Genomic DNA, 13,398 nt, shown 5'->3' with positions numbered 1-13,398 from the left:
GGTGTTTTTATTTAGCATTAATAAATCATCAGCAACTGCCTACCAGATCGATTCCGCCCATTCTGGATAATCGACGAACGGGTTGCGGTTGCCTTGGATGTCTTCGATTTTCTCGTTGCGCTGCTGTTCCCAAGCGCTGACAGGGTCTTGCTCATGCCATTCGAGCAATACGGAAATCTTGCCATGGTAAGGCGTCGACCCGTTATTCACGCGGTCGTTCAATTCCAGATCCACGGCGTCGCCTGTTTCATAGCGGACTGCCATGTAAAACAGCATGCGGGCAACATCGCCTTTTACTTCATCCGGTGGCTCCCAGGAAGACGCTGTACGCAAGCAGCCATCGCAGCCGCTTACGGCACTGCCGCCGTAGTCAAAGTCCAAATTGCCGCGCAGCCCGTTCACTTGTACATCGGTCGGGCGCAAATGGTGGATATCCGTTCCCGCACCTCTTGCCGTTCCAAAATCGCCGTGAGACTTCGCCCATGTGTGCTCGCGGTTCCAATCGCCGACATTGCCGCCGTTCAAAGATTTCGAACGCGACTCGCCCGTATACAATAACAGCACGTTATTCGGATTATTCGGGTCTTCGTCCGTTATTTTCAATGCATCCCATACTTGTGAATAGCTGAGTTGCGTATGGCCGTCAATGATTTCATGAAGTTCCGCTTTCAAAGCAGATCCTTGCAAGCCATCCGCTGTTTCATAATAACCAGATGGCACAGGAGTTGGATCTGGATCTGGGGTTGGCGTTTCTTCCGTCTCTTCTACCGCATGGCTTCCCAAGTATGTAAATGTATCTGCAGGATACGCTGTCCATTCAGCCGAAGGATCAAAGGCATCATTCACTGCGCTGTCGCCGGACAGGATATCCGGATTGCGGACCAGTGTCACATCTTTCATGTTTTCAATGCGCGAACCTACTTGGCCAATCGAATCGATAGGAGATCCGGATTTTTCAAGTACCAACGCGTCATCGCCGTTAAAATTAACCACGCTATTATTTTGCAGATCTCCCTTGCCTTGAATCGCTGAATCCGCACCGCTATGGTAAATAACTACTGTATCACCGTTTGCGACAGTACCGGAAAGCGCCATTTCGCTCTGGGCGTACGTGCTGCCATTTGTATACAGCGAGACCGAATAAGGGTTCAATTCAACGGAAGCACCGGTCCCGTTATAAATTTCGATCGCTTTATTGAAGCTGCTGCCTTCAATGTATTCAGAAATGATAAGATCACTTGCCGGGGCAGCTGCCTGCACCGCCGTTTGCGAAGCCGGCACCCAAAGACTCGCGACCAACCCTACCGATAGTAAAGCCTTTGCTGATTTGTTCCATAAGCTGTTTTCCATCTTATTGTCGTCCTCCTTTTGTAAAAGCGTTTAGCTAGGGAGTGCTGATTTGCTGGGTTTCCTTCTGTAAATTATTGAGATTTAATTATTCTAATTTACAGTTTTTCTTCTCGCTTATCCAAGCTTACAGAACGCCTTTATAGCGTCAATGTTATTTAGTAAAATTACGTAAAATTAATAAAACTAAAAGCTCTGCAGCGATTGCGTTGTTAACACAATCATCGCAGAGCCTGCTAGCTTACTGAATGAATTACATTCAAAAATAAAAACCAACTTATAATTAAGTTGGCTAAATGACTCCAAGCTAATCAACTTGGATGATAGGCCCGTTCTTTACTAAAGAATCAGCCCACGCATCATAGTACCGAAAATAATCTCTTCTGTTTTTCGTCTATACATTATATCTTCATCTTCGATATAAAAATCAACTACTTGTTCAGGTGAAATTTAATCCGATTTGTCTGTTCGAGATAGAAAATTTTGATGCCAGTTCTTACTTTCCAGCTCTTTCTATCACAGGGATTCTTCGTCCTCTAGCTGATGAATATACATGTCTACTTCAATAGTAGTTCCTGTCAAATAGCAAAATTCAATAACCTCTTCGTTAAATGAAATCCAAGGTTGTTCTTCGTGGTAAATACTAGGAACAATCACTAGCACAAACTTCACATCGTATTGTTGTTTAATTCTATTTAGTTGCGAGACTTTATTTTTGAGATTTTTAATAGTGTCTCTGCACTGAGCTTCTACATCTAGTCTCCCAATCTCAGATTTTTCGGCACTCCATGTGGAGAAAAGATACTCTGATCCATCTACTCTTTTATCACCATAAGCCCAACTGCTAAAAGCCTGAATGTCCAGAATGCGGGTAATTTCTTCAGGATTAAAAATCCCTTTTTCATAAGCAACAAAACCTTTGGCAATTTCCCCTTTACTTTGAATGGCAAAATACGTATAACTACTCGTTTTTTCCATTGGTACCCCCCCTTTATAAGCTTTCATTAACTGCTTAAAGAATGGCGCATGCAAGAAGCCTCCACAAAATCAAAGTTACTTGGACCCAAACTGTTCTGAAGGGATAAACCATAAAGACAGCTTAACTCTCCTATACCTTAAACTATTACAAAATGTTGGAATCATAAGGCTCCATCAAATTTGCTGTGATTTCATTTCTTGCGCGCTCAATTTTTTCTATTTTGCGAAACGTAATAACTGAAAGAACAAAAAGCAATATGAATAGATGGACGTTTTCTTGATTGTCTTTACAAACAACTTTTGGCATTACGCGCATCCTCCTTTTTTGAATTACTTCTTTCCTCATAAAGAAATGATAAAAATTTTGTAAGCTTAATCCCCAACAAAATACAACATCTGACCAGCTATCGCATAAAAAAGCGGATCCTGTATGGTAACCGCTTCCTCTATTACAAGGTGAGCTCTAAACTTCTCTTTAAGAGAAATCTTCCAGCGTCCTACTTCTTGATTATTTTCATAAAATTTTACCCACTCTAGTTTTCTTTCTTAAAAGCTAAAGTTATATTGCTTCCAGACACTTTATAAACAGGATTAATAATATCAATTCCAACTTGGATTGCAATCAAAGTTAAGTATTTATTGGGACTGTGAAGAACTGAAAATTGATATTCCGAACGTTTCGTTGTGTAATTCTTTTGACAGCTTCCACTACCTTCTCTCAGCCGAGTTAAACGCTCTGAAGTTGGTAAAGAATTTATTTTCGCCCACCCACATATCAAAAATTCTATGAAATACAGTTTTATAATATCTTTCTACATAACCTATTTTGAAGTTTTCTGAATCAACAATAGGAATTTGAGCCGTACTAGATTTTACAACTGGGCTTGGTAAGTGTATGATTTCAAGTCATATCTCTCGTTTCTTATGTTAATCATATTTTCATATCTATTTCTTTTTGGAATTAGATTAATTCGAGCCTGATGCCGCATACTCACTCCCTGCCAGAATTTCTTCTGCAGTCAATTCAAGCCATTCCTCAACCGGCATATCCGGGTGCTGCATTATAAATTTCTGCATAATGTCATACCCAATTAAATGAGTAGAAAAAGGCGGCACTTCGGTAACAGCATTTCCGTAATAAAAATCATTCCAAATTTCGATCTCGGGAGAATCTTTTTCTTCCAAGAACAGTGCTTTGGTTTCTTCTGTAATCTTTTCATCTGCGTTCAATATCCAGTCTTGTTTCGTTTCTGGATAATTCATTCTCGCAAAAGCCTCAGCTTTCCCTTCCATTACTGCAACTTCTAACAATGTGGAAGACATTGAATTCTCCGCTGTTCCTCTTTCCATATCGATCATGTGAAAGTATTCATGGGCAATGGTGTGTTGCAAGTCTTCTTCGTTAAGAATGGAAGTAACAAATAGAACAATGACATCCTGCGCAAGTGCGACTCCTAGAGGATTTAGTTCTTGCGTCTTCCCATGTGTATATGCTGGATTTGCTGGAAAGATATGTACGGTCTTGTCACTGCCGGGCAGCATTTCTGCTGATTTCTTTAAAGCCTCTTCGATTGCTGTATATAGAGACTCTTCCCGATCCGATAAGGCCTGGAGTTCACTCTGCAACGGAATGATGTCTTTAGGTGGCGTAAAAAACCAGTAATCTGCATACATTGTGCCCTTCACTTCCCCAAAAGCATTCTCTTGGAACGGCTCTGTAACGGCTTGAGCATAAGACTCCTCAAGTGTATCCGGATTTTTCTTAGCTAATTTTATGTATTGGTCAAATGATGGATAGTACGAAAATAAGTCGAATTTTTGGTTTCCAACCTCAACAGTAGCTGGTTCAATCGTTTGTACTTGTTCGCTCTGTTCTTCTTGTGCTGACTCTACTTTTGCTTCCATATCAGTCAAATCATCGGTTTCCACGAGCTCCATTGAACACGCTGAGGAAAAAAACGCTGAACAGAACAATATAGCACCTAGACTTTTCTTCAATAAGTCCACCTCTTCTAAGGAATTTTTTCTTCCACTGTCTGAAGGCATTTAGAGTCTTCAATAATTATTTGCAATCGTCTTTCTACTGTCTATATTCCTATTGTAGGGATATACACAATATTTGGAAACTCATTTTCAATAAATATAAAAGAATTCTTTTAGTGTTTAGAAATTGTTGATATTTATTAGTCCCTCTATTGCTATGTATTTCGCTTTATGGAAGTAAGTATTTCTATATCACTTCTCATTAAATAAATTTCAAATGAAGATAAGCGACTAAGTACCATTTAAAAGTAAAAACATGAAAAAGGCCTGCCAGTTACTGGCAAGCTTTTAAATATCACTAATCTGTAGTTTCATTAACATCAAGCATTAAATAATTGACAGCGTATATTAAAGTAAACAAAATGACTAAGCCTAAAAAAGCTATGTCAATTCTTGAGAAATAATAATCTGTGATTACTGTAAAAAGTATAGAGCAAATCAGTACTTGGATTATGTAATTCAAAACCATCGTCTTTTTACTAAACTGAAATTGATTTAAACGTGCTAGGATTTTTGACGTAATGTCTAGTAAAGAAGAAATTAAATAGATCAAAACAAAGAAAGCGCCGAAGTAAGTTATATTCGAAAAGGTTTCATCGAAAAAATCAACACTCGCCAAATTAAGTTCTTGAACCACATTATAAAGACCGTATATACCAAAAATAGGAGTCGCTATAAACAGTGAAGTTGTCACAACTATCAAGAAGCTTACAGTGATTATAGCCAGAATCTCAATTTTATCACGCTTCTTCCGCGGACTCTTTGAAGACATGCACCTTCTCCTTTCAGGAAAACTATATAAATTTTAATGTTAATTAAAGCCCTTCCATTAAGTATTACACCAGGCCATCATTCCACTCAGATTTCATTCCCAGCTAAAAGAATGAATGCGATTAGAACTGGATCACTAACAACTCACTATAGCTTTTCCATCATGGCGAAATTCTAACGATTTAAATAATATCTACTAAGCTATAACATAATGCTAGAGTAACATACTAGTTAACACCTTTTTGAACGACTGTTTATTAAGAATCTGAAACCTCCCAAGAAATTGAACGGTATAGTTAATATAGATATTCTTTTCTTGTGAGGTGCTCGTTATAATGACGATGGAAATGATTGTTCCGCTTGGTGGAATGCTATTATTTTTGACTATGAGCCTGGTCCTCTTACAAGGAAAAGGCGCGATTTTAATTGCAGGTTACAACACACTATCAGCCGAAGAAAAGGCAAAATACGACGAAGCGGCTTTATGTAAAGCAACTGGAAAACTGCTGTTAGGCATTACGTTTTCAATGGCTTTAATCTTTGTTGGGGAATTTTTTCAGCAAGATTGGTTGTTAATCGTAGGTATTATCCTAATAATCGCCATCGCAATGGGCGGGGTAATCCATATGAATACCGGCAATCGCTATGCGGTTCAACAAAGTGAAAAGGAAAATAAAAAAGAAACAGGCCAGCAACAGGAATGAAAGAATTCCTAGAGTTGGCCTGTTTTATTCTAAACCGGAACGATAACCCGTACTGCGGTGCCTTTTCCGGGAACGCTGTCTATATGAATCGACCCGTTGTGCAACTGGACCAGCTGCTTTGTAATTGCCAGGCCGAGCCCTGTACCTGTGCTCGTTTCGTGCGTGTTCGTACCGCGGTAGTAACGGTCGAAAAGCTTGTCGAGAATTTCTGTTTCCATTCCTTTGCCATCATCTTCAATTAACACGACAAATAAATGCTGTTCTATGGCTGAGACGGAGATTTTGATTTCCGTTCCTGACGGGTTGTATTTCACGGCATTGGCGATTAAGTTATCGATGATGCGCTGAAACCATTTCGGGTCAATATTCGCTCGAATGCTTTGCGGAGCCGCTGTGAAAGTAAAGTGCTGCTTGCGATTTGAAGGCTCATTGATAAATTGAATGACGATGCGCCGGATGAATTCATTGATGTCCAGTGGTTCTTTAGCCAGCGGCAATGCCTGATTCTTCAAACGGAAAGTCAACGTCAGTTCTTCAAGCAATTCCATCATGTAGGCGGATTTCTCATTCATGATGAATGCAAACTCCCGAGTTTCTTGTGCTGACCATTCGTAATCAGGCGACTCGAGCATCTGGGCATATCCCGAAATCGAGGATAACGGGGTCTTCAAATCATGCGACAGTCCGCTAATCCAGTCTTCGCGCGTGCGTTCCAGCGTGTTTTGCTGATTCTGATGAAGCTGCAATGTTGCTGTCAATTGTTCAAGTGTGTGCACTAGGTCTTTATAAAGCCGGTACTTCCTTTTGATCTTTCCTTTGTTATTGGTGATTAAAGAGGTGTTTTTATTATTGGTCGGCTGTTTATATTGGCCGTTCCCGAGGTTTTCAATCCATTGCATCATCACCAAGAGCGGTGCGCCAAATTTCCGCGCATACCAAAAGGTTCCACCCGCCAGCAAAATGAGCGATATTAAAGCAAATATGAAAAGGTTTTGATTGGAGAATGTCGTTTCCCAAGCCGTCGATGGCAAGTTTTCAACACCCGAAACTGCAGTCAATCCGCTTTCCTCGTTCGTTGAAGAGGCAATCGATTGATTCTCCGCATGTAGCTCGCCTAATTGCTGCATGGTATAAGTGGCGTCCCCATCCGTTTTCCCATAACTATCGAGCACCTTGCCTTCAGGACTAAGAAGCTGCATCCAGGCATTTTCTGCCTCTAACTTATCCGTTGTTTCAGAGGATAAATTCAAGTTTTCTTGTTGCCAATCGATAGCCGGCACGGCAGCATCCAATACCTCTTGAGCTATATTATTCTTGCCGTACAATAATAACAGCGGATCCTCGTCCAGAAATTCAATTTCCCAATAAGTAAATTCCCGCTGTTCTTCAGAACTTCCCCACAAGCTATCGGCGAAATCACTCACATCGAACTGAACCGGCAGCGCTTCAGGTTCATTAAAAGAATCCAGTACACTGCCTTTCGCATCCAATAAAATCAACCAGCCATTTTGACTTTCAGCCAGCTCCTCCAAATTTTCTTTAAGGACATGCTTATCGTTTTCTATTTCAATTCGATTGGTGAAATAGCTGGAATCGGCTTGAGCCAGATCGGTTTGGATTTCATCTGCTGAAATATTGAAGCCAATCACCGCCCAAACGGTCAGCATCCCGATGAGGAAAATGAGGGACAGCAAGAATAGCTGCATGAAGAACTGAACCATAAAGCGCTTATGTAGATTCATAGTTGCCTCCCTCAGGAATGAATTTATAGCCCAGCCCTCTGACTGTGACGATAAACTTCGGGCTGCTCGGATTGATTTCGATTTTCTCACGTAATTTCCGGATGTGGACCATCACGGTATTGTCTTCGCCAAGAAACTCTTCGTTCCATACCTTTTCATAAAGCTGGCTTTTGCTGAATAATTGATTGGGGTGCCTGCAGAAAAAAAGCAGCAGCTGATACACTTGCGCCGGGAGTTCCACAGGCTGTCCTTGGAGCTTTACTTCTCCAGCACTCGTATTGACTGTGAGTGGGCCATATTCAAATAAACTGGCTGCGGTTCGCGGCGTGCTTCCGAGGCGTCTTCGCAGATGGGCTTTTATACGCGCCGCAACTTCCAAAGGGTTGAACGGCTTGGTGATGTAATCATCCGCCCCTACCGCAAATCCCGAAAGCTTATCCAGATCCGTGGAGCGTGCTGTCAAAAAGAAAATGGACGCATCGGAGATTTCCCGAATCAGCGGGCAGATTTCAAGGCCGCTACGGCCAGGGAGCGTAATATCGAGCAAAATTAAATCATACGACTTTTCATTACACAAAACCAAAGCTTCTTCTGCTGAGCCTGCCGTATCAATAGAGCGGAAGTTCTCTCTAGTTAAAATTGTCATCAACATATGTAAAATCGCTTGCTCGTCCTCAACAATCAATAAATTAGGTTCTTTCATCGTAACCCGACCTTCCAAATGGTTTCCTGTAAACTATGATAGCATTCCCTTAAGAAAAAAAAGGAGAATTAAGGAAGAATTAAGCTAAGCTTTCATCCTTCTTAAAGAATGGATTCTATACTAAAAGCATGCCTCACAGATAGGCAACGAAATGAACTTTGGAGGGAATTAATCATGATTGCGATTGGAAAAAGAGAGTTTATCGGGATGTTCAAAAGCGTAAAATCCATTATCATCATTGCTGTATTGCTCTTAACCGCTTTTTACTCAGCGAAGTACTCGGAAATTTTGACTGCAGGCATCTCTTTGACAGAAACAGAAATGGAAGATATCCACACCGGCGGACTGCTGTTTTTGCTCTTGCTGTTCGGTCAATTGTTTGTGATGGGACTTTCACACGACAGCATCAATAGAGAAAGCCACGAACGCACGATGCGTTTCTTGGTTACAAGGACTTCCCGCCCCCGTATTTTGCTCGGCAAATTTGCCGGAGCTTGGCTTTTCTGGGTCGTCTGCATTGTCATTTCGTTTTTGCTGATCAGCATATTTTCGTTGAATTTCAATCTATTTATCTTTTCACAAGTAATAGCTTTAGTGACATTCCAAATTGCTGTGGCCATGTTATTGTCCATTGTCGTCCCTAAACCTTCTGTAACGATGTTCTTAGGGATATTGATTGGAATGCTATTTCCGATTCTTAGCCTATGGATTGTCTTTACCGGAAACAAATGGATCAGCTGGCTCAAGTTCGGCAACCCTTATTATTATTTAGTGGAAGACAATTATTTGTTTTTTGTGATCTTCGGTTTGGCTGGATTGATCATGGCAGCCGCAATGGTGATCTTTAATAGGAGGGAATTTTGATGAAAGCGATTGAAACCAAGCAATTGACGAAAATGTATGGCTCCACCCCAGTCGTTGGCGGCATCAGCCTTGTCGTGGAAACGGGAGAAGTATTTGGCTTTCTCGGCCGCAACGGTGCCGGCAAATCCACTTTCATCAATATGCTGACTGGCATCATCCGTCCAACAAGTGGAAGTTTCTCACTCCTCGGCGTCGATGGCCCCAACGAACGCATGAAAAAGCACATTGGCGTCATGCCGGATTATTCCACGCTTTTTGATTCGATGTCCGCCATGCAGCATTTGAAATTTCTTTCGTCCCTCTCTGGCAGATCGGTCTCTGAAACTGAATGCAAGCACGTTTTGCAACTTGTGGGATTGGAGGGTGTCGGCAAGAAAAAAGTCAGCAAGTTTTCATTCGGCATGAAGAAAAAGCTGGGGATTGCACAAGCTATCATCCACAACCCGAGCCTTATTTTTCTCGACGAACCAACTTCAGGGCTAGATGCGGAATCCGCTTTGCACATACATAAATTGATCGATTCACTAAAGCAGCAAGGCAAGACGGTTTTCATGACCTCCCACAACCTTGATGAAGTAGAAAAGATCTGCACCACCATTGCGATCATGAAAGACGGCGGCATTGTCAAAAGCGGCACAATGGATGAATTGCGTTCGTATTATCGCTCGGCCATTACCGTTCAGTTAAAACATGGCCCTATCCCCACTGGCGAAGCGCAAAAGCTTTACTCCTGGCTGGAATCAGTCGGCACCGAACTACAAAAAGACGTAGCCTTCACCACAATCACCGTCGGCAGCGAACAAAAAATTGCCGAAATCATCCGCGCTTTTACGAACTGCCATGTGAACATCTTTCGTGTAGAAGTCAATGAACCTTCTCTTGAAGAAATGTTCTTGGCTGAGTAGATGCTGATTTATAAATAAACAGCTGCAAGGAATTCCACGTGTAAAGACCCCGGTGTTATGAAGCTTTTTAACAGCTTTCATTACACTGGGGTCTTTGAGCATTCCAGTTACAATATCATCAATAATTAACTATACTTAGAAGTCCATTTTCATTTGTAAAAATCAATCTGGGCGTACCAATTATGGGACTAAAAGGCTACTTTATCCATCAAATAAAATTAAGTATTATAATGATTTGATTTCTCCATTCACCTAATTCTTTCGTTATCCTACTAGCAATACGAGAATTAGAGCGATAATGGCAGGAACCCTTGTTTGATTAAGATTGATCGATTGGATGTCAATGCGCCGTATACAGCCGCAATAATGACACATGATAAAAGAAAATGACAACTCCTGTATCATTGCGGATTAATCCGAAAATAAGACCAGCAGCTAAAAGCCATTATACAATCCCTGATTGGCGAAAAGTGTTCGGATTTGCTTAGACGCCACTGCTTCATCACTTAGCCCAAATGACCGTTTAGCTGCTTTAGACGAAAGAAAAACATTTCAAGAGCCAGGATATAAAATGCTCAAGTGAAAACAATCAATACAAAAATAGTTGCTAAAGTAGACATAGCCTATAACCTCCTTGTTCCGGATCTTTAACTATCTTTATTTAAACATTTAACTTACTAGAAAAATAGCGTATTTTCTATAATTCGAGATTACTTACTATCGGAAACTTTGAAAATCCGTAGTGTGCTGTTGCGGAGAATTCAAAAGGTTTTCAACCACGTTGAGCAGGACCGATCGCATGGAGGAAACGGGGTGCGACTCATTATTATTGTCGCCTGACATGCTATAGACAGAAATACCGATAATGCCTAGAGCAACGGAGTTCGTTGTAATACTTTAGTTATCCCAAACCTGCTTTAGACACACCAATGTACTTGTAAGATGAACATTAAAATTCGGTCTCAGAGCTCGTATGAAATGTTTTGATGTCATAGTTTTCATCGTTTCTATAATTCCAGCTAGAATCGCTTATACACTAATACATTCCATATTACTTAAGGATCCCCTTCCTCCTTTACCTTTAACGGATTTACCACATGTTGGTTTTACTCATGCTTTCACCTCACAAACGTGCTAATGTTTATAATTAAGTTGCATGAAATAATAGTTTCATAAAACTTAAGTGAATGCTTTCAAAATCCAGAAAGGATAATTATTTATAATTTTATTCAGTGGATTGGCTATACCTTTCTACTTGATTAAATGAAGAATAATTCGGTAACCATCATGAAAAATTCTAAACAAAAAAACCTTATTCATCTCGCTCTTCATACTAGCTTTAGTCGTAATTGTGAGCTTCACTATCTTTTTTATCTGGTCTCAAGATACATTTGAAGCGGTAGATGCTGATCAAATCGAAATAGAGGAAGTTATCGAACCCGAGGATGGGTGGTATATCTATCGGGCCGATAATGCAGAAAAAGGGTTGATCCTCTACCCTGGTGCAAAAGTCGAGCCTGAAGCATATGCCTACTTAGCACAAGAATTATCGAAGCAAAATATTACAGTCGCTATCCCTTCAGTGAGATTAAATTTATCCATTCTAGATGTTTCAAAAGCGGATGAAATCATCGAAAGTGACGACAGCATCGAGTGGTATGTCTCGGGTCATTCCATGGGAGGCGCAGCAGCCGCTATGTATGCCGATCAGCAGTTGGATCGCGTCAACGGGCTCATATTACTCGGGGCATACGCAGCAAGCAATGACTATTTAAGCGAATCCAACTTACCCGCTTTATCCATAAGCGGTTCAGAAGATGGCTTAAGTACGCCTGAAAAAATTAAGGAAAACAGCCCAAACTTGCCAGAAACAACGGATTTCATTGAAATTCCAGGCGGAAACCACGCGTATTTTGGCGTATATGGTAGTCAGTCCGGCGACAATGAAGCTCAGATCACCGTCAGTGAACAACAAGAAATCATCCTAGAGTTAATTGTGGATTGGTTAGAAAATGATCATTCCTTAAGTGAAGAGGAATAATGAAAAATTTATAATTCACACAAAAAAGCACACAATCAGCCTTGTGCTTTTTTCTTTCGTATTATTCTTCCGGTTTTCTTGCAGCAAACTCGTCGTCCATTTTCAGGAAATACTCGCCACCTTCTTCGATGCCTTTTATGCGAATGATCATATCACGGAACATCTTTTTTTCTTCCATTTGTTCTTCAATGAACCAATCCAAAAATGATAAGGTGGCATGTTCTTGCAGTCCATCCATCAAGCTTACTGTCGGCATTTCTTTTCTAAAAAGCTATGCCGTTTGTTCCATTCATTTCGCTAGTTTTCTTCCTGTAAATTACTGCAACTTAAATGTGCTAATTTACATTTCTACTTCTTTATTAACACTCCCCTAATACATCCTGCAACGTCAATCTAAAATGGCAAAAATAACGTAAGCTTATGCAACACAAAAAGTTCTATGCAGTGATTGTTTAGTCGATACAAACGTAAATACTGAGGTCAAGAGAATTCGCTATAACGAGCCTTTTCTTGCCTTTTATATTTTTATAACTTCCGATAAGGTGTCATATGTAAACTCCCGTTCAGTCACTCCCTCCATTTCTTATTTCAAAGCAAATAAAACACAGCTATTGACTCAGCATTTCTATCGATTAAGAATAAGGACAATCCATATACAAAATTTTATCCATGAATTCTCTTTCTTCGTTGGGTGTATCCATAAAACCATATGATTCTCTTACAAACCTCTTGAGATGAATGCGCTTTTTTGGTGGTCAGCGAAATAATTCATACTGTTTACTTCTTCTGGACAAAATAAATCTTAACTATGAGACTGATTCTTTTCAGTTGCAAGTTAAAATGAAGTTCCTCATTCGATTCTCGCTCGTCCACAAGCTCTAGTTTAGAAGAGATTGCTATAATTACTCGTTTTTTCCATAATCCCCCACAAATAAACTCATTTTTAATCCCTAATATTAACTCGAAAAACTGTCAGTAAATATTTTCAGTGTAAAAAGATGGTTTAATTTTAAAAAATATAAATAAAACTCAAATTAATGGGTATATAAGTTCTGTGTCTTTTATTCAAGTGAATACTAAGACTTAATTTTAGCGAAATGACAAAAATAGAAGTGATCGATCTCAAACACTTCAATTGCTGATTCTTTATTTCGTTATTATTCAGGAGGTTTTCTATTGAAATATAAGCATTTTAAAATGTAATTGAGAATCAACATCAGACAATTTAAAAAAGATCTTCTATGAAATTTATGTCGCAGAAGAATTGAATGCCGTGAAGGCTCAAAAAATCGGGCATAGT

13 protein-coding genes and 2 pseudogenes are annotated in these 13,398 nt (G+C 40.1%); 4 read left to right on the top strand and 11 right to left on the bottom strand.

The window, feature by feature from the left end:
- Positions 1–39 precede the first annotated feature (39 nt).
- From CW734_RS05485 to CW734_RS05470, 7 genes and pseudogenes are all read right to left on the bottom strand, one after another.
- Positions 40–1,350 carry an endonuclease gene (locus CW734_RS05485; RefSeq protein ID WP_101189773.1) on the bottom strand — a complete coding sequence of 437 codons (1,311 nt, stop codon included), beginning with the start codon at positions 1,348–1,350 and terminating at the stop codon, positions 40–42.
- 513 nt (positions 1,351–1,863) lie between these two features.
- Complete coding sequence (locus CW734_RS05480; RefSeq protein ID WP_157824129.1) at positions 1,864–2,325, bottom strand: DUF4279 domain-containing protein; 462 nt, start codon at positions 2,323–2,325, stop codon at positions 1,864–1,866.
- A 145-nt stretch (positions 2,326–2,470) separates the two neighbouring features.
- Complete coding sequence (locus CW734_RS18225; protein WP_157824128.1) at positions 2,471–2,632, bottom strand: hypothetical protein; 162 nt, start codon at positions 2,630–2,632, stop codon at positions 2,471–2,473.
- 65 nt (positions 2,633–2,697) lie between these two features.
- A pseudogene (locus tag CW734_RS19885) lies at positions 2,698–2,847 on the bottom strand (tubby C-terminal domain-like protein); the annotation flags it as partial.
- A 186-nt stretch (positions 2,848–3,033) separates the two neighbouring features.
- A complete protein-coding gene (locus CW734_RS19880) occupies positions 3,034–3,222 on the bottom strand; it encodes a tubby C-terminal domain-like protein (RefSeq protein WP_442956965.1) in 189 nt (62 codons plus the stop codon).
- A 69-nt stretch (positions 3,223–3,291) separates the two neighbouring features.
- Entirely contained in the window at positions 3,292–4,323 is a 1,032-nt protein-coding gene (locus CW734_RS05475) for a DUF2268 domain-containing putative Zn-dependent protease (protein WP_157824127.1), read from the bottom strand.
- A gap of 343 nt (positions 4,324–4,666) precedes the next feature.
- Positions 4,667–5,140: a hypothetical protein gene (locus tag CW734_RS05470; protein WP_101189770.1), complete on the bottom strand. Its 474-nt coding sequence runs from the start codon at positions 5,138–5,140 to the stop codon at positions 4,667–4,669.
- Positions 5,141–5,474: 334 nt separating this feature from the next.
- On the opposite strand from CW734_RS05470, the gene CW734_RS05465 reads away from it, so the two are divergent.
- On the top strand, positions 5,475–5,843 hold the full coding sequence (locus CW734_RS05465; protein WP_232787170.1) for a DUF3784 domain-containing protein: 369 nt from the start codon (positions 5,475–5,477) through the stop codon (positions 5,841–5,843).
- Between the two features lie 29 nt (positions 5,844–5,872).
- Here the strand turns inward: CW734_RS05465 and CW734_RS05460 are convergent, their stop codons facing one another.
- Both CW734_RS05460 and CW734_RS05455 read right to left on the bottom strand, forming a co-directional pair.
- Positions 5,873–7,585, bottom strand: coding sequence for an ATP-binding protein (locus tag CW734_RS05460; RefSeq protein ID WP_101189769.1), 1,713 nt, complete (start codon positions 7,583–7,585; stop codon positions 5,873–5,875).
- Complete coding sequence (locus CW734_RS05455) at positions 7,572–8,288, bottom strand: response regulator transcription factor (protein ID WP_101189768.1); 717 nt, start codon at positions 8,286–8,288, stop codon at positions 7,572–7,574. The genes CW734_RS05460 and CW734_RS05455 overlap by 14 nt, the downstream gene beginning before the upstream one ends.
- A gap of 174 nt (positions 8,289–8,462) precedes the next feature.
- Between CW734_RS05455 and CW734_RS05450 the strand changes: the two genes are divergently transcribed.
- Positions 8,463–9,152 (top strand): ABC transporter permease, encoded by a 690-nt coding sequence (locus CW734_RS05450; protein WP_101189767.1) that lies wholly within the window; start codon positions 8,463–8,465, stop codon positions 9,150–9,152.
- Entirely contained in the window at positions 9,152–10,057 is a 906-nt protein-coding gene (locus tag CW734_RS05445; protein ID WP_101189766.1) for an ABC transporter ATP-binding protein, read from the top strand. The genes CW734_RS05450 and CW734_RS05445 overlap by 1 nt, the downstream gene beginning before the upstream one ends.
- Positions 10,058–10,321: 264 nt before the next feature.
- Here the strand turns inward: CW734_RS05445 and CW734_RS05440 are convergent.
- Positions 10,322–10,608, bottom strand: a pseudogene (locus CW734_RS05440) (DUF1304 domain-containing protein).
- Between the two features lie 800 nt (positions 10,609–11,408).
- On the opposite strand from CW734_RS05440, the gene CW734_RS05435 reads away from it, so the two are divergent.
- Positions 11,409–12,098 (top strand): alpha/beta family hydrolase, encoded by a 690-nt coding sequence (locus CW734_RS05435; RefSeq protein WP_157824126.1) that lies wholly within the window; start codon positions 11,409–11,411, stop codon positions 12,096–12,098.
- Between the two features lie 61 nt (positions 12,099–12,159).
- On the opposite strand, the gene CW734_RS05430 is transcribed toward CW734_RS05435, so the two are convergent.
- Positions 12,160–12,336, bottom strand: a complete 177-nt coding sequence (locus CW734_RS05430) for a hypothetical protein (protein ID WP_232787169.1) — start codon at positions 12,334–12,336, stop codon at positions 12,160–12,162.
- Between the last annotated feature and the right edge of the window lie 1,062 nt (positions 12,337–13,398).

Source organism: Planococcus sp. MB-3u-03, assembly GCF_002833405.1.
Classification (GTDB): Bacteria; Bacillota; Bacilli; order Bacillales_A; family Planococcaceae; genus Planococcus.
This window is presented reverse-complemented; position numbering and strand designations above follow the sequence as displayed.